Annotated in this window: 21 protein-coding genes; 10 read left to right on the forward strand and 11 right to left on the reverse strand. The window is 74.0% G+C overall.

What is annotated here, in order from left to right; translation table 11 throughout:
• The first annotated feature begins 50 nt into the window (after positions 1 to 50).
• Positions 51 to 344: a hypothetical protein gene (locus IG86_RS41255; RefSeq protein ID WP_078848556.1), complete on the forward strand. Its 294-nt coding sequence runs from the start codon at positions 51 to 53 to the stop codon at positions 342 to 344.
• On the opposite strand, the gene IG86_RS0116985 is transcribed toward IG86_RS41255, so the two are convergent.
• Complete coding sequence (locus IG86_RS0116985; protein ID WP_030897653.1) at positions 292 to 1062, reverse strand: SDR family NAD(P)-dependent oxidoreductase; 771 nt, start codon at positions 1060 to 1062, stop codon at positions 292 to 294. The genes IG86_RS41255 and IG86_RS0116985 overlap by 53 nt on opposite strands.
• A 114-nt stretch (positions 1063 to 1176) precedes the next feature.
• Positions 1177 to 1971 (reverse strand): Fpg/Nei family DNA glycosylase, encoded by a 795-nt coding sequence (locus IG86_RS0116990; protein ID WP_030821166.1) that lies wholly within the window; start codon positions 1969 to 1971, stop codon positions 1177 to 1179.
• A gap of 306 nt (positions 1972 to 2277) precedes the next feature.
• Between IG86_RS0116990 and IG86_RS0116995 the strand changes: the two genes are divergently transcribed.
• Complete coding sequence (locus IG86_RS0116995) at positions 2278 to 2985, forward strand: NADPH-dependent F420 reductase (RefSeq protein WP_030897656.1); 708 nt, start codon at positions 2278 to 2280, stop codon at positions 2983 to 2985.
• Here IG86_RS0116995 and IG86_RS0117000 read toward each other — a convergent pair whose 3' ends face one another.
• Complete coding sequence (locus tag IG86_RS0117000; protein ID WP_030897659.1) at positions 2986 to 7575, reverse strand: ATP-dependent helicase; 4590 nt, start codon at positions 7573 to 7575, stop codon at positions 2986 to 2988.
• Positions 7576 to 7655: 80 nt separating this feature from the next.
• On the opposite strand from IG86_RS0117000, the gene IG86_RS0117005 reads away from it, so the two are divergent.
• The 3 genes from IG86_RS0117005 to IG86_RS0117015 all read left to right on the forward strand — a co-directional run bounded on the left by IG86_RS0117005 (position 7656) and on the right by IG86_RS0117015 (position 9642).
• Complete coding sequence (locus IG86_RS0117005) at positions 7656 to 8555, forward strand: AraC family transcriptional regulator (protein WP_051785239.1); 900 nt, start codon at positions 7656 to 7658, stop codon at positions 8553 to 8555.
• Positions 8556 to 8647: 92 nt separating this feature from the next.
• The gene (locus IG86_RS0117010) at positions 8648 to 9337 is read left to right on the forward strand and encodes an AzlC family ABC transporter permease (RefSeq protein WP_030821174.1); all 690 of its coding nucleotides are present in this window, start codon (positions 8648 to 8650) and stop codon (positions 9335 to 9337) included.
• Positions 9334 to 9642 (forward strand): AzlD domain-containing protein, encoded by a 309-nt coding sequence (locus IG86_RS0117015; RefSeq protein ID WP_030664986.1) that lies wholly within the window; start codon positions 9334 to 9336, stop codon positions 9640 to 9642. Before IG86_RS0117010 ends, IG86_RS0117015 begins: the two co-directional genes overlap by 4 nt.
• Here IG86_RS0117015 and IG86_RS0117020 read toward each other — a convergent pair.
• A complete protein-coding gene (locus IG86_RS0117020) occupies positions 9611 to 10669 on the reverse strand; it encodes a hypothetical protein (protein ID WP_234316293.1) in 1059 nt (352 codons plus the stop codon). The two genes, IG86_RS0117015 and IG86_RS0117020, sit on opposite strands and share 32 nt — an antisense overlap.
• A gap of 81 nt (positions 10670 to 10750) precedes the next feature.
• On the opposite strand from IG86_RS0117020, the gene IG86_RS0117025 reads away from it, so the two are divergent.
• Together IG86_RS0117025 and IG86_RS0117030 are read left to right on the forward strand one after the other, a co-directional pair.
• Positions 10751 to 10945 (forward strand): DUF3046 domain-containing protein, encoded by a 195-nt coding sequence (locus tag IG86_RS0117025; RefSeq protein ID WP_030033419.1) that lies wholly within the window; start codon positions 10751 to 10753, stop codon positions 10943 to 10945.
• A 225-nt stretch (positions 10946 to 11170) separates the two neighbouring features.
• The gene (locus IG86_RS0117030) at positions 11171 to 12367 is read left to right on the forward strand and encodes an AI-2E family transporter (protein WP_045937233.1); all 1197 of its coding nucleotides are present in this window, start codon (positions 11171 to 11173) and stop codon (positions 12365 to 12367) included.
• On the opposite strand, the gene IG86_RS0117035 is transcribed toward IG86_RS0117030, so the two are convergent.
• The gene (locus tag IG86_RS0117035) at positions 12321 to 13076 is read right to left on the reverse strand and encodes a Clp protease N-terminal domain-containing protein (protein ID WP_030650229.1); all 756 of its coding nucleotides are present in this window, start codon (positions 13074 to 13076) and stop codon (positions 12321 to 12323) included. The two genes, IG86_RS0117030 and IG86_RS0117035, sit on opposite strands and share 47 nt — an antisense overlap.
• Before the next feature lie 117 nt (positions 13077 to 13193).
• On the opposite strand from IG86_RS0117035, the gene IG86_RS0117040 reads away from it, so the two are divergent.
• Positions 13194 to 13829, forward strand: coding sequence for a class I SAM-dependent methyltransferase (locus tag IG86_RS0117040; RefSeq protein ID WP_030897666.1), 636 nt, complete (start codon positions 13194 to 13196; stop codon positions 13827 to 13829).
• Positions 13830 to 13878: 49 nt separating this feature from the next.
• On the opposite strand, the gene IG86_RS0117045 is transcribed toward IG86_RS0117040, so the two are convergent.
• The 3 genes from IG86_RS0117045 to IG86_RS0117055 form a co-directional block, all read right to left on the reverse strand.
• A complete protein-coding gene (locus IG86_RS0117045) occupies positions 13879 to 14922 on the reverse strand; it encodes a S66 family peptidase (RefSeq protein ID WP_030897670.1) in 1044 nt (347 codons plus the stop codon).
• Positions 14923 to 15041: 119 nt separating this feature from the next.
• Complete coding sequence (locus tag IG86_RS0117050; RefSeq protein ID WP_030897673.1) at positions 15042 to 15650, reverse strand: cadmium resistance transporter; 609 nt, start codon at positions 15648 to 15650, stop codon at positions 15042 to 15044.
• A gap of 81 nt (positions 15651 to 15731) precedes the next feature.
• Positions 15732 to 16787 carry a PP2C family protein-serine/threonine phosphatase gene (locus IG86_RS0117055; RefSeq protein WP_037848126.1) on the reverse strand — a complete coding sequence of 352 codons (1056 nt, stop codon included), beginning with the start codon at positions 16785 to 16787 and terminating at the stop codon, positions 15732 to 15734.
• A 236-nt stretch (positions 16788 to 17023) separates the two neighbouring features.
• Here IG86_RS0117055 and recA point away from each other — a divergent pair, with 236 nt between their 5' ends.
• The gene (gene recA, locus IG86_RS0117060) at positions 17024 to 18142 is read left to right on the forward strand and encodes a recombinase RecA (RefSeq protein WP_030821191.1); all 1119 of its coding nucleotides are present in this window, start codon (positions 17024 to 17026) and stop codon (positions 18140 to 18142) included.
• Between the two features lie 3 nt (positions 18143 to 18145).
• The gene (recX, locus tag IG86_RS0117065; protein ID WP_045937228.1) at positions 18146 to 18712 is read left to right on the forward strand and encodes a recombination regulator RecX; all 567 of its coding nucleotides are present in this window, start codon (positions 18146 to 18148) and stop codon (positions 18710 to 18712) included.
• 432 nt (positions 18713 to 19144) lie between these two features.
• Here recX and IG86_RS0117070 read toward each other — a convergent pair whose 3' ends face one another.
• The 3 genes from IG86_RS0117070 to IG86_RS45525 form a co-directional block, all read right to left on the reverse strand.
• Entirely contained in the window at positions 19145 to 19570 is a 426-nt protein-coding gene (locus IG86_RS0117070; RefSeq protein ID WP_051785240.1) for a rhodanese-like domain-containing protein, read from the reverse strand.
• Entirely contained in the window at positions 19561 to 20106 is a 546-nt protein-coding gene (locus IG86_RS0117075; RefSeq protein WP_030821197.1) for a cupin domain-containing protein, read from the reverse strand. The genes IG86_RS0117070 and IG86_RS0117075 overlap by 10 nt, the downstream gene beginning before the upstream one ends.
• A 78-nt stretch (positions 20107 to 20184) precedes the next feature.
• Positions 20185 to 20271, reverse strand: a complete 87-nt coding sequence (locus IG86_RS45525) for a putative leader peptide (protein ID WP_311318651.1) — start codon at positions 20269 to 20271, stop codon at positions 20185 to 20187.
• Positions 20272 to 20282 lie beyond the last annotated feature (11 nt).

The raw sequence follows: 20282 nt of genomic DNA on the forward strand, positions 1-20282 counted from the left end.
GGGCGTGCGAGACGATGGGGCCGTCCGGGTCCCGGCCCCTGGAGGTGGCAGTGCGGACGTCGCTGCGCATACCCGTGCTGTCGGCCCTCGCGCTGACGGTGGGGGCCCTGTGGTGGTGGGCCGTGCTGCGGCTGGTCCTGGCGCCCGCGGAGTCGGGAGCCGTGGAGGGCGCGGTGGCGGTGGGCGGCTGGGGGCTGGGGCTGCTGCCGGTGCACTGTGTGCCCGCTCCGCTGCGCAGGGCACGGCGGCGGGCCGGCCGGGACGCCGGGGTGCCGGGCGGGCCCGGGGCGGTCACCAGGGCATCGACACCCCACCGTTCGGACGCAGGATCTGGCCCGTCATGAAGGACGAGGCGTCCGAGGCCAGGTAGAGCACGGCCTGCGCGATGTCCTCCGGCTCGCCGACCCGGCGCAGGGGGGACATGCGGACCATGGCGGCCTCGGTCTGCTCCTGGACCTCGGGGCCGTGGCGGCCGGTCATCGGAGTGCGGATCCAGCCCGGGGCGACGGCGTTGACCCGTATGCCGTGCGGGCCGGTCTCGGTGGCGAGGGTCTTGGTGAGCTGGACGACCGCGGCCTTGGCTGCGCTGTAGCACAGCAGGCCGGGCTGGGCGGCGTCCACGGCGCCGGAAGCCATGGTGACGATCGATCCGGGACGGCCCGCCGCGATCATGGAGCGGGCGGCTTCCTGGCAGGTGCGCAGCACCCCCTTGAAATTGATGTCCAGGACCCGGTCGAGGTCCTCGTCGGCCGTCTCCAGGACGCTGCTGGTGTGCATGATCCCGGCGATGGCGGCGGCGATGTCGAGCGGGCCCGCCGCGGTGACGGCCGCCCGGATCGCCGCCCGGTCGGTGACGTCGAGCGGGTGGACGGTGGCGCCGCCGCCGGCCTTGGCTGCCAGGGCGGCCGTCTCGGCCAGGCCCTGTTCGTCACGGTCCGCGCAGTGCACGTGGGCGCCGGCCGCGGCGAGGAGGACGGCGGTGGCGCGGCCGATGCCGCTGGCGGCTCCGGTGACCAGGGCGGTGCGGCCGGTGAGGTCGTACGAGGCTGTGGGTGTGGGCATGCCGGGACGGTACGACCGGATCTGACGGGTCGTCAATCATCGCGTCCCGTCGCCTGGACGGGGACGGGCGTGGGCACGGGCGCGGGCGACGCGGCGGGCGGCGGGCACGGGTGCTCAGGGAGTGGGCCCCGGCTGGCAGCGGGGGCACCAGTAGGTGGGCCGGTCGTCCTGGGGGGCCTCACGGACGGGGGTGCCGCAGCGCAGGCAGGGGCGGCGGGCGCGGCCGTAGACGAAGAGCTCCTGGCCGGGGCGGTGGATGCCGGTGGTGTTGCGGTGCCCGGGCCGGTCGCCGATGTTCGCCGACAGCAGCCGGTGGGCGGCGGCGGCCAGCCGCGGCAGCTTGGGCTCGGGGAGCTCGCCGACCGGGGTCCAGGGGGTGACCTGGGCCAGGAAGCAGAGCTCGGCCTTGTAGATGTTGCCGATCCCGGCGAGGTTGCGCTGGTCGAGCAGGGCCTCGCCGAGGGGGCGCTCCGGGGCGGCGAGGAGGTTGGCGGCGGCGCGGGCGGGATCCCAGTCCGGGCCGAGGATGTCGGGACCGAGGTGGCCGACGGCGCGGTCCTCCTCGGCGGTGCGGATCAGTTCCAGGACGGGGAGGCGGTAGCCGACGGCCGTGTGCCCCTGCGTGCCGAGGACGGCGCGGATCTCGTGGTCCGGGCCGCCGCGCCACTTCTCGCCGGCGGCGAAGACGTGCCAGGCGCCGTCCATGCGGAGGTGGCTGTGCAGGGTGAGGCCGCCCTCGAAGCGGGCGAGGAGGTGCTTGCCGCGGGGGGTGACGTCGAGGGTGACGCGGCCGGTGAGGTCCGCCGTGGCGAAGCGGGGGACGCGCAGGTCGCTGCGGGTCAGTTCCCGGCCTGCCAGGGCCGCGTGCAGGCGGGTCGCCGCGCGCCGGATGCTGTCGCCTTCGGGCATGCCCCCATTGTCGTCCGCGGGGGCCCCCGGTGGAACGGTACGGGGCTCCGCCGGTGTGGCCGGGCCGCCCGTTCGCCGGGGGTTCCTCGGCCACCTCGGCGATCCGCTCCCGTCGGTTCGGGTCGTGTCGACGGGTTCGGCGGTGATTCTCGGTCACTGTGGTCAGGCTCCTTCCGGGTACGGAACGCGCTCGCGCGCAGCTGCCGGTACGTCCGTACGGATGTACGGATGTACGGATGTGCCGATGCTGCGGTGGACGCGGGGGCCGGAGGGGACGACACGCATCAGCCAGAACGGAGCGACACCATGAAGATCGCAGTCCTCGGCACCGGCGCGGGCGGCCGGGCGCACGCGGCCAAGCTGCTGAGCCTCGGCCACGAGGTGTACGTGGGCACCCGCGACTCCCAGGTAACCCTGGGCCGCACCGACCCCGACTTCATGGGCGTCGAGCCGTTCGGCCAGTGGCTCGCGGACTACCCGGGCATCGAGCTGCGGAGCTTCGGCGAGGCTGCCGCGGCCGCCGACTTCGTCATCAACGGGATCGACGGCGCCAACGCCGTCAGCGTGCTCGAAGGCATCGGCAAGCACCTGGCGGGCAAGACCCTCATGGACTACGCCGTCCCGTACGTCTACAACCCCGAACAGGCCCACCCCTGGCCGACACCGTGGGGTGTGATGCCCGCCCTGGACCCGGTCGACCACGACAGCCTGGGGGAACGGATCCAGCGTGCGCTGCCGGCGGCCAAGGTGGTCAAGGCCTGCGTCACCCAGGAGCAGGAGACCGTCGTCGACCCGCGGGCCGTGGCGGGCGGCGACCACACCATGTTCATCGCGGGCGAGGACGCCGACGCGAAGGCGGAGGTCACCGAGCTGCTGCGGTCCTACGGCTGGCAGGACGTCCTGGACCTCGGCCCGCTGGTGAGCGCCCGGGGCATGGAGATGTACGCCCACATGCACAGCGCCATCCAGTTCGCGCTCGGCGGTGGCCGCTTCGGCGTCAAGGTGATGCGCTGATCACTGCCGCAGGCGCAGCCCCCGGGGCGTGGCATGGAACCCGGCGGATTCGAGCGGGGGCCCCAGCGGCGAGGTGAGCGCGGCCGCGGCATTGATCCGCTCCACCGTCAGCGCCGGCAGACTGCCCGAGCGGCAGCCCGCGGCGAGGGCGGCGACCGCCGCCGTCAGCCGCGGGTCCTCCGGGCCCGGCCACGCCAGCAGGGTCTTGCCGCCGCGCTCCAGGTACAGGGTCAGCTCCCCGTCCACCAGGACCACCAGGGAGCCCGCCTTGCGGCCCGGCTTGTGGGTGGCGCCGGCCGGGGGCTCGGGCCAGGGCAGGGCCGCGCCGTACGCGTTCGCCGGGTCGGCGGCGGCCAGGACCACCGCCGCCAGCGGGGGCGGGGTGCGCTCGGCGGCCCGGAGCCGGTCCACCGCGCCGTCCATCGCGAACTGGGCCGCGCCCAGCCCCTCGACCACATAGCCCCGACGGGCCTGCCCGCTGTCCTCGAAGGCCGACAGGACGCGGTAGACCGCGCTGAAGCCCCCCTCCACGCCCTCCGCCGCGACCGCGCCGCGGGTCACCACCCCGTGCCGGTCCAGCAGGGTGCGGGCCAGGGCATGGGCGCGGTGCGTCGGGTCCGGCGCCGGGGACGGCAGCAGCGACCAGCGCCCGGAGACCGTGGGCGGGCCCGTACGCGACGCCGTCGCGCTCAGCGTGCCGTACCGGCCGCGCGGGACGGTGCGGCGGGCCCGGTGGGCCGTGGCGCCCGCCGTACGGCCCGAACCGAGCAGCGAGCGCAGCGGGGCGAGGGTGTCGTTGGTGAGCCGGCCCGACCAGGCCAGGTCCCACACCGCGTCGGCGAGGGCGAGGTCCGACGCCTCGGGGAACTCGGCGCGGACCGCCTGGGAGATCTGCCGGAAGAACAGGCCGTATCCGCCCGAGAGAGCTGCCATGACCGCCTGCTGGAGCGGGCTCGGCTCCAGCGGGTGCGGCGGCGGCAGGAGCAGCGGGGCGGCGTCCGCCAGGTAGAGGGACACCCAGCCGTCCTTGCCCGGGAGGGCTCCGGCTCCCGCCCAGACCACCTCGCCCGTGGTGGTCAGTTCGTCCAGCAGGCCGGGGGAGTACCCGGCCACCCGCGACGGGAGGATCAGCCGCTCCAGCGCGGACGCCGGGACCGGGGCGCCCTGGAGCTGCTCGACCGCCCGGGCCAGGCCGTCGAGACCGCGCAGGGCTCCGCCCAGGTGCTGCCACTGGGGCAGGAACGTGGCCAGCGAGGTCGGCGGGACCGGCTCCAGCTCCTGGCGGAGCGCGGCCAGGGAGCGGCGGCGGAGCCGGCGCAGAACCGTCGCGTCACACCACTCCTGACCGATGCCCGCCGGATGGAACTCGCCCTGCACCACCCGCCCCGCCGCCGCGAGACGGTTCAGGGCGCCCTCGGTCACCGCCGATCCCAGACCGAAGGCGGTGGCCACGGCGGCCGTGGTGAACGGCCCGTGGGTGCGCGCGTACCGGGCCAGCAGGTCCCCCAGCGGGTCCTTGACCGGCTCGGTGAACGCCTCCGGGACGCCGACGGGCAGCGCCGTGCCCAGCGCGTCCCGCAGCCGGCCCGCGTCCTCGATCGCCGCCCAGTGGTCCGCGCCGCCGATCCGGACCCGGATGGCGCGGCGCGCCGCCGCGAGCTCCTGAGCCCAGGCCGGATCCGCGCCTCGCGCCGTCAGCTGGTCCTGCGTCAGCGGGCCCAGCAGCCGCAGCAGGTCGGCCACCGACTCGGCGTCCTTGGCCCGCCGGTCCTCGGTGAGCCACTGCAGCTCCCGCTCCAGCTCCTCCAGCACCTGCGCGTCGAGCAGCTCGCGCAGCTCCGCCTGGCCGAGCAGCTCCGCCAGCAGCCGCGAGTCCAGCGACAGCGCGGCCGCCCTGCGCTCGGCCAGCGGGGAGTCGCCCTCGTAGAGGAACTGGGCGACGTAACCGAAGAGGAGGGAACGGGCGAAGGGGGAGGGCTCCGGGGTGGTGACCTCGACCAGCCGGACCCGGCGCGCCTCGATGTCACCCATCAGCTCGGTCAGGCCGGGCACGTCGAAGACGTCCTGCAGGCATTCGCGTACGGCTTCGAGCACGATCGGGAAGGAGCCGAACTCGGACGCCACCTGCAGCAGTTGGGAGGCCCGCTGGCGCTGCTGCCACAGCGGGGTGCGGCGGCCCGGGCTGCGGCGCGGCAGCAGCAGTGCGCGGGCCGCGCACTCGCGGAAGCGGGAGGCGAACAGCGCGGAGCCGCCCACCTGGTCGGTGACGATCTGGTTGATGTCCCCGTGGTCGAAGGCGACGTCGGCGGCGCCCAGCGGCGCCTGCTCGTCGTCGAACTCGAAGGAGGGGGCTCCCGCCGGGTCGTGGTCCAGGAGGTCCATGGACAGCAGGTCCGCGTCGGGAAGACGCAGCACGATGCCGTCGTCGGCGTGCATCACCTGCGCGTCCATGCCGTACTTCTCGGCGAGGCGGGCCCCGAGGGCCAGCGCCCACGGGGCGTGCACCTGCGCGCCGAACGGCGAATGGACGACGACCCGCCAGTCGCCCAGCTCGTCGCGGAACCGCTCCACCACGATCGTCCGGTCGTCCGGGACGTGGCCGCACGCCTCGCGCTGCTCTGCCAGGTACGCCAGCACGTTCTCCGCGGCCCAGGCGTCCAGCCCGGCCGCCACCAGCCGCAGCCGGGCGTCCTGCGCGGAGAGGCCGCCGAGCTCGCGCAGGAACGCGCCCACCGCGCGGCCCAGTTCGAGCGGGCGGCCGAGCTGGTCGCCCTTCCAGAACGGCAGCCGGCCCGGCACCCCCGGGGCGGGCGTGACCAGGACCCGGTCGCGGGTGATGTCCTCGATGCGCCAGGAGGTGGTGCCCAGCGTGAAGACGTCCCCGATGCGGGACTCGTAGACCATCTCCTCGTCGAGCTCGCCGACCCGGCCGCCGCCCTTCTTCGGGTCCGAGCCGGCCAGGAAGACGCCGAAGAGCCCGCGGTCCGGGATCGTGCCGCCGGAGGTGACCGCGAGGCGCTGCGCCCCCGGCCGGCCGGTGACCGTCCCCGCCACCCGGTCCCACACCACGCGCGGCCGCAGCTCGGCGAACGCGTCCGACGGATAGCGGCCGGCCAGCATGTCGAGCACCGCCGTGAACGCCGACTCCGGGAGCGCCGCGAACGGCGCCGCCCGCCGCACCAGCGCCAGGAGGTCGTCCAGCTGCCAGGTGTCCATCGCGACCATGGCGACCAGCTGCTGCGCCAGGACGTCGAGCGGGTTGGCGGGGATGCGCAGGGACTCGATCGCACCCGTCCGCATCCGCTCGGTGACCACCGCCGCCTGCACCAGGTCACCCCGGTACTTGGGGAAGACCACCCCGGTGGAGACCGCGCCCACCTGGTGCCCGGCCCGGCCCACCCGCTGGAGCCCGGAAGCCACCGACGGCGGGGACTCCACCTGCACCACCAGGTCCACCGCACCCATGTCGATGCCCAGCTCCAGGCTGGAGGTGGCGACCACGGCCGGCAGCCGGCCCGCCTTCAGGTCCTCCTCCACCAGCGCCCGCTGTTCCTTGGACACCGAGCCGTGGTGCGCCCGGGCCAGCAGGGGCGGGGCGCCCAGGGCCGCACCCGACTGGGCCATCACCTCGGCCGGCGACGCGTGCTCGGGCAGCTTCTCGCCGACGGCCCGCTCGTACGCGATCTCGTTGAGCCGGTTGCACAGCCGCTCCGCGAGGCGGCGGGAGTTGGCGAACACGATCGTCGAGCGGTGCGCCTGCACCAGGTCGGCGATCCGCTCCTCCACATGCGGCCAGATCGACGGCTTGTCCCCGCCCTCCCTGCCCTCCGTCGCGGGGGAGCCGCCCAACTCGCCCATGTCCTGCACCGGGACGACCACGGACAGGTCGAACTCCTTGTCCGAGGGCGGCTGGACGATCTCCACCCTGCCGCGCGGCGCGAGGTACCGGGCCACTTCCTCCACCGGCCGGACCGTCGCCGACAGCCCGATCCGGCGCGCCGGCCGCGGAAGCAGCTCGTCCAGCCGCTCCAGCGACACGGCGAGGTGCGCGCCGCGCTTGGTCCCGGCGACCGCGTGCACCTCGTCCACGATCACGGTCTCGATCCCGGCCAGCGCCTCGCGCGCGGCCGAGGTCAGCATCAGGAACAGCGACTCGGGGGTGGTGATCAGGATGTCCGGCGGCCGGGTGGCCAGCGCCCGCCGCTCCGCCGCGGGGGTGTCGCCGGAGCGGATCCCCACCCGGATGTCGGGCTCGGGCAGCCCGAGGCGGACGGACTCCTGCCGGATCCCGGTCAGCGGGCTGCGCAGGTTGCGCTCGACGTCGACGGCCAGGGCCTTCAGCGGAGACACGTACAGCACCCGGCAGCGCTTCTTCGCCTCGGCGGGCGGCGGGGTCGAGGCGAGCCGGTCGAGGGCGGCGAGGAACGCGGCCAGGGTCTTGCCGGAGCCGGTGGGCGCCACCACCAGCACGTCCGAACCCTCCCCGATCGCCCGCCAGGCGCCCTCCTGAGCGCTGGTGGGCGCGACGAAGGCCCCCGTGAACCAGGAGCGGGTCGCGGGGGAGAACGAGTCGAGCGCAGCGCCTGCCATGCCCCCATCGTGCACCCCACCACTGACAACGCCCCGGACCTGGGCAAACGCGCGTCGGCGAGGGGGCGCAGAATGGGGGGATGGGGAAGGACGAAGGCCGCGGGGAGTGGGCCCGGCACTGGCAGTACCCGGAACTGCCCGGGCTCGACCTGCTGCGCGCCCACTACGTGCGCCACACCTTCCCGCGCCACGCGCACGACGGCTACGTCATCGCGGCCGTCACCGGCGGCATCGAGGAGGTCGGCCTCCCCGGCCACATCGTGCGCGCCGGACCGGGCAGCGTGGTCCTGATCAACCCCGAGGTGCCCCACACGGCGCGCGCCGGGGCTCCCGAAGGGTGGGCGTACGCCACCCTCTATCCGTCCAGCGGCCTGATCGCCGAGGTCGCGGCCGAGATCGGCACGCTGCGCGGCACCCCCGGCTTCACCGCCGACATCGTCGCCGACCCGCAGGCCTCGCGCACGATCACCGAGGTGCACCGGGCCGCCGAGGCCGGCAACGCGCTCGCCGCCGACACTCTCCTGCGGGGCGTGGTCGCCCGCATGCTGACCCGGTACGCAGGACCGCTGCCCGTCCGTACGGTCCGCGGCACGGGCGGCCCCGAAGCGGCGGCGGCCCGGGCCGTGCTGGAGGAGCGCCTCGCCGACCCGCCGTCCCTGGAGCAGCTCGCGGCGGAGCTGGGTACGAGCCCCTTCGCCCTGCTGCGGGCCTTCCGGGACCGGTACGGGATGCCGCCGCACACCTGGCTGACCGACGCCAGGGTCCGGCGGGCGCGCCGGCTGCTCGACGCGGGCACCCCGCCGGCGGAGGCGGCGCTCGCCGTCGGCTTCACCGACCAGCCCCACCTGAACCGGCACTTCACCCGCATCGTGGGGGTCCCACCGGGGGCGTACCGGCGGGAGCGGACCGCCTGGCTGCCGATCATGGACACCGGCGGCGGATCCCCGAACGCCCGCCGCCCGGCGCGGCGCCGGGACTGACGCCCGGGCGCGCAAGAACGTACAAGACCATCCGGCCGGGCTCCGCGTAGTTTCGCGGTGTGGGAGAGAAGCAGCTGGTCACAGAGCCAGAGATACGAGAGACACCGGCGCCCGACGGGCGGCCGCGGGCCGCGGTCGTACGGGACGCGCTCGGGGTCGGCGTCGCCGTCGGCCTGTCCGGGTTCGCCTTCGGGGTGACCGCGGCCGGAGCCGGCATCAGCACCCTCCAGGCCTGCGTGCTGAGCCTGCTCGTCTTCACCGGGGCCTCGCAGTTCGCCCTGGTCGGCGCGCTGGCCGCGGGCGGGAACCCGTTCACCGCAGCCGCCGGGGCCTTCTTCCTCGGGACCCGGAACGCCTTCTACGGCCTGCGCCTGTCGCAGCTGCTCCGGCTGCCGCGCGCCCTGCGGCCCCTCGCCGCGCACTGGGTGATCGACGAGACCACCGCCGTGGCGCTGGCCCAGCCCGACCGCAGGTCGGCCCGGCTCGGCTTCACCGTCACCGGGCTCACCCTGTACGTGCTGTGGAACGTCACCACCCTGCTGGGAGCGCTCGGAGCCGAGGCCATCGGCGACACCAAGGCCTGGGGGCTGGACGCCGCCGGACCCGCCGTGTTCCTGGCCCTGCTCGCGCCGATGCTGAAGACGGCCACGGAGCGGGCCGTCGCCGCCCTCGCGCTCGTCCTCGGGCTGGGATTCCTGCCCGTGCTGCCCGCCGGGGTGCCCGTGCTGATCGCGGCCCTGGCCGCACCCGTCGTGCTGTGGATGAAGGGACGCCGCTCGTGAACGTCTGGATCGCCATCGGGCTCACCGTCGTCGGCTGCTACGCCGTGAAGTACGCGGGGCTGCTCGTTCCCGCCGGGGCCCTGGAGCGGCCGCTGGTGCGCCGCCTGGCCGCGCTGCTGCCGGTCGCGCTGCTCGCCGCGCTCACGGCCCAGCAGACCTTCAGCACCGGCTCCGCGCTCGTCGTCGACGCCCGCGCCGCCGGGCTGGCCGCCGCCGGGCTCGCGCTGCTGCTGCGGGCCCCGTTCCTGGTCGTGGTCGCGGCCGCCGTCGTCGTCACTGCGGGGGTACGGGCCCTGGGCGGCTGACCCGCGCCGGCAGGCGGCCGTACGCCCGCAGGGTCAGCAGCGCCTCCAGCGTCGCGATCGGCCGCCGCTCCAGGGAACTCCCCGGCGCCCAGGCCTCGCGGCGGACCGGCCAGCCCCCGTCCGGCTGCTGCTGGGCGGCCAGGAAGTCCAGCGAGCGGCGCATCTCCTCGTCCGTGAACCAGCCGCGGGCCAGCGACTCCGGCCGCCGCGCGAAGTCGTGCGGGAACAGCTGCTCGCCCGGGGCGTATCCCGGAGCCGGCGGGAACTCCGCCCGCCGCCGCGGATCCAGCACCACCAGGCGCTGCTCGCGCACCAGCCGTCCCAGCCGGTCCGCGGCCGCCGCCGCCCGCGCCCGGTCGGGGACGCCGTCCAGGAACGCCACGGCGCTCTGGACCTCGTACGGGTGCGTGCGGTGCAGGTTCTCGACCCGGTCCCAGCAGAAGTCCGTGGCCCGGAAGAGCCAGGCGTGCCAGACGCGGTTGCGGTGCAGCAGGCCGACGACCGGGCCGGTGGTCAGGAGCTCACCCGGAGGGTTGTCGTGCGTCGGGTGGTACGGGGCCGTCGGGTAGTCGTGCGGGGCCGGGAAGACCACCGGAAGCGCGCCGTCCGGGGTGGAGACCCCGGTCAGGTGGCGGCAGAGCCGCTCGATGCGCTGCCCGGCGCAGCGGCCCAGGCCGTCCAGTACGCGCAGGGCGTGCGCGGTGTGCAGGGGCTGGCTCAGCGGGCCGCGCAGATCCGGATCGAGCGCGTGACCGTAGCCGCCGTCCGGGTTGAGGTACGAGCCGAGGGCGGTGTCCACCGGGTCGGCGTCCCCGCCGAGGAAGTGGAACGCGAACCTGCGCTGCTCCAGTACGCGGGCGGTGAGCCAGATGAAGCGCTCGGCGCGCTCCAGCGCGGGCAGCGGGTCCGAAGGGGGCCGGGGGCCGGGCGGGGCGGGCGGTGTGCGCGGGGTGTGCGCGGGAGCCTGTGGGGGGCGCGGGGAACGCGGGGATTGCGGGCTCTGCGGGGAAGCTTCGTCTCCGGGCATGCCTGCAACGTAGGACGCGGTGACGCGGGGGCGCGGGGCGAACGCCGCCGGTGCACTCTCCCGGGGCGGGATACTGGGGGCATGCGGTTGACGATTTTCTGGGAGCGGATGGCCGAGCACTTCGGCGCCGGCTACGCCGACTCCTTCGCACGGGACCACGTGATGGCGGAGCTGGGCGGCCGGACCGTCCACCAGGCGCTGGAGGCCGGCTGGGAGGCCAAGGACGTGTGGCGCGCGGTGTGTTCGGCGATGGACGTGCCGGCCTCGCTGCGCTGACGCTCCGAGGGGCGGGAGCGTGGTGGGGGACGCCCCTTTCGCGGCACGGGCCGTCGGTGGGACAGACTTGGCCGCGTGGGAGCCACCGAAGAGACGACCGACCAGCCCGTAGCCGTCCCGGGCGCGCTGCCGCCGCCCCGGGCGGCCGACCGGGGCGCCGACTCCGCCGCACCGGTCGCCTCCGGCCCGGAACCGGAGCCGGTCGCGGGCGCGGCAGGCAGGCCGGTGGCGGGCACGGCGGCGGCCCGGCCCGCCGATCCCGCCTCGCCGGGCGGCCCCGCCGGCCCCGGCAGGCCGCCGGCCGGAGCTCCGCCGACCGGGGGAGAGGAACGCATGCCGCGCTGGCTGCCGCGCGCGGTGGTCCTCGTACTGGCCCTCGTCGCCTGCTTCCAGCTCGGCAGCTGGGCCTTCCACCAGCTGATCGGGCTGCTCGTCAACATCCTGATCGCGTTCTTCCTCGCGCTCGCGATCGAACCCGCGGTCGCCAGGATGGCGGCCGGCGGCATGCGCCGGGGACTCGCCACCTTCCTGATGTTCACCGCGGTGGTCGTCGTGACCGCGGGATTCCTCGCACTGCTCGGCTCCCTGCTCGCCGGGCAGATCGTCGCCATGGTGGAGGGCTTCCCCGGCTACCTCGACTCGGTGATCAACTTCATCAACTCCACCTTCCACACCGATCTGTCCCGGCTGGAGATCCAGGAGAGCGTGCTGCGCTCGGACTGGCTGCGCAAGTACGTGCAGAACAGCGCGTCCGGCGTGCTCGACGTGTCCGCCACCGTGCTCGGCGGTCTGTTCAAGCTGCTGACGATCGGGCTGTTCTCCTTCTACTTCGCCGCCGACGGGCCACGGCTGCGGCGCGCGCTGTGCTCCGTACTGCCGCCCGCCAAGCAGGCCGAGGTGCTGCGCGCCTGGGAGATCGCCGTCGCCAAGACGGGCGGCTACCTCTACTCGCGCGGGCTGATGGCGCTGATCTCGGGTGTCGCGACCTACATCGTGCTGGCGGTCCTCGGGGTGCCGTACGCGCCCGCGCTCGCCGTGTGGGTGGGGCTGGTCTCGCAGTTCGTCCCCACCATCGGGACCTATCTCGCGGGCGCGCTGCCGGTCCTGCTCGCCTTCACCGTCAATCCCTGGTACGCGCTGTACGTCCTCGTGTTCGTGGTGGTCTACCAGCAGTTCGAGAACTACATGCTCCAGCCGAAGCTGACCTCGAAGACCGTCGACATCCATCCCGCGGTGGCCTTCGGATCGGTCATCGCGGGCACCGCCCTGCTGGGCGCGGTCGGGGCGCTGATCGCGATCCCGGCCGTCGCCACGCTGCAGGCCTTCCTCGGCGCGTACGTCAAGCGCTACGAGCTGACGCGGGACGCGGATTCCTCTACTTCCCGTCCTCGCCGCCGAGTACGGCTGCCAAGGCTTCGTTGACGGTCGCCTCGGCGGCGGCCTTGTCCAGGCCGAGGCCGCTCAGCAGGCCCTCGCCGTTCTCCAGCTCCAGGAGCGCGAGCAGGATGTGCTCGGTGCCGACGAAGTCGTGGCCCAGGCGCAGGGCCTCACGGAAGGTCAGCTCCAGGGCCTTCTTCGCCGAGGCGTCGAAGGGTACGAGGGCTGGGAGCTCGGCCTGGGCCGGCGGGAGCGCGGCGGTCGCGGCGGCCCGTACGTCGTCCGGCGAGACCTCCTGGGCGCGCAGGACGAGCCCCGCGAGGCCGTCGGCCTCGGCCATCAGGCCCAGGACCAGGTGCTCGGTGCGGATCTCGGTGTTGCCCGCGGCGCGGGCCTCGTTCTGCGCGGTCACGACCACGTTGCGGGCGCGGGGGGTGAAGCGGCCGAAGCCCGCGTTCGGGTCGAGGCCGCCCGCGCCCTCCTTGTCCGCCTTGGGCACGAAGCGCTTCTGGGCCGCCTGGCGGGTGACGCCCATGCTGCGGCCGATGTCGGTCCAGGAGGCGCCGGAGCGGCGGGCCTGGTCGACGAAGTGGCCGATGAGGTGGTCCGCGACGTCCCCGAGGGCCTCTGCCGCGACGACGGCGCCGCTGAGCTGCTCCAGGGGGTCGGTGTGGACCTTGTTGATGGCCTCGATCAGGTCGTCGAGGCGTACCGGATTGGTCATGCGAACGGGTTCCACCGAAGGGTTCGTCATAGATGCAACCCTAGGTTGACAGTCGAAGGAGTGTCAACCTCTGGTTGTCAGTGGGTGGCGGTCCCGGCCCGCCCCGGCCGCCGGTGCCATGCTGGGAACTCCGAGACGGAGGCTGTGATGGGTTTCTACGCCGAACGGGTCGTGCCGCGGATCGTCGACCTCGCCTGCGGGGCGCAGTCGGCCCGTCCGCTCAGGCGCCGCGTCTGTGCCGGCCTGACCGGGGAGGTCGTCGAGATCGGCTTCGGCACCGGCCACAACGTCCCCTTCTATCCGCCGGGCGTCACCGGCGTGGCCGCGATCGAACCCTCCGACCTGGGGTGGAAACTCGCCGCCGACCGGGTACGCGCCTCGCGGGTCCCGGTGCGGCGGGCCGGTCTGGACGGCCGATCACTGCCCTTCGAGGACGCCACCTTCGACGCCGCCCTGTCCACCTGGACGCTGTGCACCATCCCGGACCCCGTGGCGGCGCTGCGCGAGGTGCGGCGCGTGCTCAAACCCGGGGGCGGCCTGCACTTCGTCGAACACGGACTCGCCCCGGCGGAGGACGCCGGCGTGCGCCGCTGGCAGCGGCGGATCGAACCGCTGCACAAACGGCTCTGCGGCGGCTGCCACCTCACCCGGCAGACCGTCGGCCTGCTGACCGCCGCCGGCTTCACGGTCGCGGAGCTCGACGTCTTCTACGAGGAGCGCGCGCCGAAGCCCTTCGCCGCCGACTCGCTCGGCGTCGCGCTCTCGCCCCGGCCGGGCGGGTGACGGCTCGGCCGGTGTCGGCTCAGCAGGCGGCGGCTCAGTAGGTGACGGCTCAGTAGGTGACGGTGATCCGCCGGGCCGGCCCGTCCACCCGGATCCGCCCGCCCACGGGGATCACGAGCTGAGGGTCGGTGTGGCCGAGGTCCACGTCGAAGACCGCCATGGTGTCGGGGGCGTACTGCCGCAGCGCGCGCAGGACGGCCTCGCGCTGTTCCTCGCGGTAGCGCTCCTTCCGCCCGGCGTCGAACCGGTTCTCGAACGACCAGCTCTTCGCCCTGCCCATCAGCAGCGCGGGGAACTGCCGCAGCAGGCCGCGCTCGCCCATGTTCCGGAGCATCCGGTAGACCTCCTCCGCGCGCGGCATCTCCTCGGAGGTCTCCAGGAAGAGCACGTCGCCGGCGTAGGACTCGGCGGGCAGCACCGCGCGGTCGGCCGCCATCATCCAGGAGAGGATCTCCAGGTTGCCGCCCCAGCCGGCGCCCTCGACCACGCGGTCGTCGTTGTGCCAGGTCCAGCCGTAGGAGCGTTCCATCGCCGGCTCGGACTCGAAGGTGCGCGGGTCCTCCCAGGGCAGGTTCTCGTCCCCGTACTCGCCCGACCGGTTGAGCTCGTACGCGCCCGAGGTGAACAGCGCCGCCCGCAGGGAGGCGGCGGTGGCCGGGTGCATCGCGCCGGGCCGGCCCAGCTCGACCATCACCGAGGCGCCGTGGTAGCCGACGATGCCCAGGTTGCGCAGGAACAGCAGGAGGTTGGTGTTGTCGCTGTAGCCGACGAACGGCTTGGGGTTGGCGCGCAGGAGGTCGCCGTCGAGGTGGGGGAGGACGGTGATCTGGTCGTCGCCGCCGATGCTGGCGATCACGGCCTTGATGCCGGGGTCCGCGAAGGCGGCGTGGACGTCCGCGGCCCGCTCCTCGGGAGTCGCACCCATCTTCCGCGTCGTCGGGTACTCCACGGGCTCCAGCCCGAAGTCGTCCCGGAGCCTGCGCAGGCCCAGCTCGTAGGGGAGCGGGAAGAGGCCGGGCAGCCCGGACGAGGGCGACAGGATCGCGACCCGGTCCCCCGGGCGGGGCTTGGGCGGATACAGGAATTCGATCATGAGGCGATCGTATGAGCCCCCCGGCCGCGGGCCCCGGCAATTGTTCGAGGCCGTCGCGGCGGTGCCGGGACGGCCCGGCGGGGCGCACGGCCACACCGCCGACGGGCGGGCCCGGCCGCTCAGAGCCCGAAGGCGCCGCCCTCGACGAGGATGAGGAGGCCGACGGCGACCAGGACGACGGGCAGCAGGACGTGGCCCCGGCGGGCCAGGGCCCCGGCGATGACCGGGCGGGTGGCGAAGAACCGTCCCGCGAGGCACCACACGCCGACCAGGACCAGGAACACCACGGCGTACACGGCCATGCCGCCGGCGCCCGCCGTGGCGAAGACAGGAACGTAGACGCCGATGTTGTCGCCGCCGTTGGCGAACGTCACGGCGGCGACCGTGAGGGACGCCGGACCGCCCTGTCCGGACACCGCCGCGGCCTCCCCCTCGTCGCCCTCCTCGCCCCGCTGCCGCCACGCCTGCCAGCCGGCCTTCAGACCGAGGGCGAGGGGCAGCAGGCCGAGGTACGGGACGGCCCGCTCCGGCAGGAAGCCGGTGCCGAAAGCGGCCGCCACGGCCACGGCCAGGATCGCGGCGAACCCGAGGTACTGGCCGATCACGATCCTGCGCGTCGACCCGCGGTGCCCCGCGCCCTGCGCGAAGAACAGCGCCAGGATGACGATGTCGTCGACGTTGGTGACGGCGAACAGCCCGATCGCCTGCCCGATGGCGCCCAGATGCACGGATCAGCCGTTCCCCTCGTACGACAGGACCGGCCCACCGTACGCAGCGCCCCGCGCGGCTGGGGCGCCGGGGCGGGCCCTCTACGGGGACTCCGTGGCCTGGGGGCCGCGCAGGCGGACGGCGAGGGCCGCGATGTCGTCGTCGAGCCGGCCCCTGCTGTAGCGGAGGAGGTCGCGGTGGAGGGCCGTGAGCAGTTCGTGGGGCGGTGTCGCGGGCTGCCCGCCCATCCAGGCCGCCAGCGGGAAGAACTCGCCGTCGCGGGCGCGGGCCTCGGCGATCCCGTCGGTGTAGAGGAGCAGCAGGTCGTCGGGGGCGAAGTCGAAGGTGTCGATGCTGTACTGATCGCCGATCAGGTCCGCGAGGCTGAGCAGCGGCGACGGGGTGACCGACTCGAGGGTGCGCAGTGTCCCGTGGTTCAGGAGCAGTGGCGGTGGATGTCCGCAGTTGAGGATGTCGATGCGTCTGCCCTCGTGCGGGATCTGGACGAGGAGGGCCGTGGCGAAACGTTCCATCGGCCCCTCCGGGGGGAAGGCGGCGTTGTAGCGCATGCTGCTGGCGTCCAGCCGGCGGGCGACGTCGACCAGGTCGGTCTCGCCGTAGGCGGCCTCCCGGAAGGCGTTGACGATCGCCGCGGCCGCCCCCACCGCGGGCAGGCCCTTGCCCCGCACGTCACCGATGAGCAGCCGGACGCCGTACGGCGTGTCCACCACCTCGTAGAAGTCCCCGCCGATGCGCGCCTCCGCGGCGGCCGCGAGGTACAGCGATTCGATCTCGATCCTGCCGAAGCGGCGCGGCATGGGACTCAGGACCACCTGCTGCGCCGCGTCGGCGACGAGCCGCACCTGGAAGAGCGTGCGCTCGCGCTGGAGCCGGACGTGGCTCCCGTACGCGGCGGCCACGGTGACCGCGATGATCCCGGCGGCCGTCCACCACGTGCCCAGGTCGGGGAAGACGAGGCTGAGGCCGATCATCAGGACGAGGCAGACCGTCCCGAGCAGAACGGTGGGGAGCACCGGCCACATGGCGGCGGCCAGGGCCGGCGCCGCGGGCAGGAGGCGGCTGAAGGCCATCTCCGGCGGAGTGTTGTATGCCAGGCTGGCGATGACGACGGTCAGGATGACCGGCGACAGCCGCACGAGCCTTCCCGGGCCGGGGCGCCTACGAAGTCGTGGCCGTCCAGACTCGATCACACTTCATAGGATATCTACGTAATGAGGGCATAGCGCTCTGGCGTGGTGAGCTTGACAGGGAAATCGAACATCCATTCTGATGAGTTATCCACAGCCGAACCGGTCGTGGAGGCGCATTGTCAGTGGCAGGCATTAGCGTCAGTGGCGTGAAGCGATCGACTCAAGCAAACCGGGTGGAACCCATGGCAGGCACCGACCGCGAGAAGGCTCTCGACGCCGCGCTCGCACAGATTGAACGGCAATTCGGCAAGGGTGCGGTCATGCGCCTCGGCGACAAGCCGAACGACCCCATCGACGTCATCCCCACCGGGTCGACCGCGCTGGACATCGCCCTCGGTGTCGGCGGGCTGCCCCGCGGCCGCGTGGTCGAGGTGTACGGGCCGGAGTCCTCCGGTAAGACGACCCTGACCCTGCACGCCGTGGCCAACGCGCAGAAGGCCGGCGGCACCGTCGCCTTCGTGGACGCCGAGCACGCGCTCGACCCCGAGTACGCGAAGGCCCTCGGCGTCGACACCGACAACCTCATCCTTTCCCAGCCGGACACCGGCGAGCAGGCGCTGGAGATCGTGGACATGCTCGTCCGCTCCGGTGCCCTCGACCTGATCGTCATCGACTCCGTGGCGGCCCTCGTGCCGCGCGCCGAGATCGAGGGTGAGATGGGCGACTCCCACGTGGGTCTCCAGGCCCGTCTGATGAGCCAGGCCCTCCGGAAGATCACCGGTGCGCTCAACCAGTCCAAGACCACCGCGATCTTCATCAACCAGCTCCGCGAGAAGATCGGCGTGATGTTCGGCTCGCCGGAGACCACCACCGGTGGCCGCGCGCTGAAGTTCTACGCCTCGGTGCGCATCGACATCCGCCGCATCGAGACCCTGAAGGACGGCACGGAGGCGGTCGGTAACCGCACCCGCTGCAAGGTCGTGAAGAACAAGGTCGCGCCGCCGTTCAAGCAGGCCGAGTTCGACATCCTCTACGGCCAGGGCATCAGCCGCGAGGGCGGCCTGATCGACATGGGCGTGGAGCACGGCTTCATCCGCAAGGCCGGTGCCTGGTACACGTACGAGGGCGACCAGCTCGGCCAGGGCAAGGAGAACGCCCGCAACTTCCTCAAGGACAACCCGGATCTCGCGAACGAGATCGAGCGGAAGATCAAGGAGAAGCTGGGCGTGGGTGTCCGCAAGGACGGCGCCGAGGACGCGGCGGCCGGCACCGCGGCCGCCGCACCCGCCGATGCCGCGGCAGTCCCCGCGCCCGCGTCGAAGGCCAAGACGACGGCCAAGGCCGCCGTGGCCAAGAGCTGACCCGTGCGCGAGCAGGAAGGGGGCGGCAGGAGCCGAGGAGGCCGTGAGGGCCGCCAGGAGCTGCCGCCCCAGAGCCCCGAGGAGCAGGCGCGGGCCATCTGCCTGCGCCTGCTCACGGGGAGCCCGCGCACCCGTCGCCAGCTCGCGGACGCCCTGCACAAGCGGGGCATCCCCGACGAGGTGTCGCATGAGGTCCTCTCCCGGTACGAGGAGGTGGGCCTGATCGACGACGCGGCGTTCGCCGGAGCCTGGGTCGAGTCCCGCCACCGCGGCCGGGGCCTGGCCCGCCGGGCGCTCGCCCAGGAGCTGCGGACCAAGGGGGTGCACACCACCCTCGTGGAGGAGGCCCTGGAGCTGCTGGACTCCGACCAGGAGGAGCAGACCGCCCGCGAGCTCGTGGAGCGCAAGCTCCGCTCCACCCGGGGCCTGGAGCGGGACAAGCGGATCCGGCGCCTGGCCGGGATGCTCGCCCGCAAGGGATACCCGGAGGGCATGGCCCTGCGCGTGGTCCGCCGCGCCCTGGAGGCGGAGGGCGAGGACGCCGACGACCTCGGGTACCCGGGGGAGTGAGCCGCAGGGCCCGGGGTGGGGGCAGCCCCCGGGCCGGAACACCGGACGACTCCCATGGCAAGAGGTACGCCGCGCAGCAGAGTTGACGCCATGATGCTGCGTTACGCCCTCCAGGCCGTCAGGGGCCGCAGGGCCGGATTCCTTGGCGCCTTCGTCGCACTGTTGTGAGCGACCATTCTTGTCACCGTCTGCGGCGCGCTCCTCGAAACGGGACCCGCGGGAAGATCCGCACCGAGCTGATCGACGCCTCCGGCCGGCCCGGACCCTCATACAGGCACGCCTGGAACTCCGTGGCCCTGACCCCCTTCACGATCGCCGACGGCCGGGCCCCCGAGGTGGCGCTGCGGGTGGCCCCGGTGGAGGCCGCCACGGCGAAGGGCCGGCCGACGGTGGTGCGGGTCCGCGCCGCCGGAAGGGCGCGGACCCGGGGGCCTACGGGTGCGGCGGCGCCGCCGTGGGCCCGTCACCCGCGACGACGGGGAGACCGGCCGACTTCCATGCCTGGAAACCACCGGTCAGGTCGGTCGCGCGATGCAGGCCCAGGGCGTGCAGTGAGGCCGCCGCGAGGCTGGACGCGTAGCCCTCGTTGCAGATCACCACCACCCGCAGGTCGTGGCTCGTCGCCTCGGGGGCGCGGTGGCTGCCCGTCGGATCCAGCCGCCACTCCAGCTCGTTGCGCTCGACCACCAGCGCCCCCGGGATCAGCCCGTCCCGGTCCCGCAGGGCCTGGTAGCGGATGTCCACCAGGAGCGCCCCGGCCGACGCGGCCGCGTACGCCTCCTGGGCGTCGACGCGGGTGTACCCCGCCCGGACGCGCTCCAGCAGCTCGTCGATGCCGACCGGGGCGCTCACTGCCAGTCCGCCGGACGCTCGACGTGCTCCAGGTGCAGGACGGGTCCGCTGCGGCTGTACCGGCGGATCAGCGGCAGCGGCGGGTAGTAGGCGTGTACGGAGACCGCGTGCTCGTCCGGGGAGTCGTTGAGGACCTCGTGCACGTGGTGACGCCCGAAGGCCCGTCCGCCGCCCGCCGCCAGCGTCCGGCTGCGGTCGACGCCCGGGGCCAGCTCCAGCGACCGCCAGCCCTCCGAGGGCAGGCGTACGGCCAGCGAGCGCTCCGTGAGGCGGCCGCGCGCGGTGGCGAACGCGCCGAGCGACTCGGCGTGGTCGTGCCAGCCGGTGCCGGTGCCCGGCGGCCAGCCGATCAGCCAGGCCTCGCTGCCGCCGGGGCCGTCGAGGCGGATCCAGGTGCGGCCCTCGGGATCGAGCGGGAGCGAGGCCACGATCTCGGGGTCGGACGCGGTGCGCAGGGCGAAGTCGAGGAGCTCGGTGGCCGTGGGGCCCCCGGCCGGCACGGACTCAGGGATGTACGCGGGTGCGGATGCGGGTGCAGACATGGAGAAGGACCGTTCCTGGGTTCGCGGAAGTGCGCGCAGGCCGGTGGACGGCACGGGGCGCGCGGAGGGAAGGGCGAATCAGCAGGAAGGGCGACACACGCAGCCCGCGTAGCGGAGCAGGTCCATATGGACCCTCCGCCACAGGCGTACGTCGTTGCCGGTCATTTCGCGAGTGA

The organism is Streptomyces virginiae (genome assembly GCF_000720455.1).
In the GTDB taxonomy this organism is placed as follows: domain Bacteria; phylum Actinomycetota; class Actinomycetes; order Streptomycetales; family Streptomycetaceae; genus Streptomyces; species Streptomyces virginiae.

Excerpts from the sequence above, each read along its gene's own strand:
- IG86_RS0117045 (WP_030897670.1), bottom strand. The coding sequence starts at position 14,922 with ATGATCGAATTCCTGTATCCGCCCAAGCCCCGCCCGGGGGACCGGGTC.
- IG86_RS0117035 (WP_030650229.1), bottom strand. The coding sequence starts at position 13,076 with ATGACGAACCCTTCGGTGGAACCCGTTCGCATGACCAATCCGGTACGC.
- IG86_RS0116985 (WP_030897653.1), bottom strand. The coding sequence starts at position 1,062 with ATGCCCACACCCACAGCCTCGTACGACCTCACCGGCCGCACCGCCCTG.
- IG86_RS0117000 (WP_030897659.1), bottom strand. The coding sequence starts at position 7,575 with ATGGCAGGCGCTGCGCTCGACTCGTTCTCCCCCGCGACCCGCTCCTGG.
- recA (WP_030821191.1), top strand. The coding sequence starts at position 17,024 with ATGGCAGGCACCGACCGCGAGAAGGCTCTCGACGCCGCGCTCGCACAG.
- IG86_RS0117040 (WP_030897666.1), top strand. The coding sequence starts at position 13,194 with ATGGGTTTCTACGCCGAACGGGTCGTGCCGCGGATCGTCGACCTCGCC.
- IG86_RS45525 (WP_311318651.1), bottom strand. The coding sequence starts at position 20,271 with ATGACCGGCAACGACGTACGCCTGTGGCGGAGGGTCCATATGGACCTG.
- IG86_RS0117020 (WP_234316293.1), bottom strand. The coding sequence starts at position 10,669 with ATGCCCGGAGACGAAGCTTCCCCGCAGAGCCCGCAATCCCCGCGTTCC.
- IG86_RS0117075 (WP_030821197.1), bottom strand. The coding sequence starts at position 20,106 with ATGTCTGCACCCGCATCCGCACCCGCGTACATCCCTGAGTCCGTGCCG.
- IG86_RS0117025 (WP_030033419.1), top strand. The coding sequence starts at position 10,751 with ATGCGGTTGACGATTTTCTGGGAGCGGATGGCCGAGCACTTCGGCGCC.
- IG86_RS0116990 (WP_030821166.1), bottom strand. The coding sequence starts at position 1,971 with ATGCCCGAAGGCGACAGCATCCGGCGCGCGGCGACCCGCCTGCACGCG.
- IG86_RS0117005 (WP_051785239.1), top strand. The coding sequence starts at position 7,656 with ATGGGGAAGGACGAAGGCCGCGGGGAGTGGGCCCGGCACTGGCAGTAC.
- IG86_RS0116995 (WP_030897656.1), top strand. The coding sequence starts at position 2,278 with ATGAAGATCGCAGTCCTCGGCACCGGCGCGGGCGGCCGGGCGCACGCG.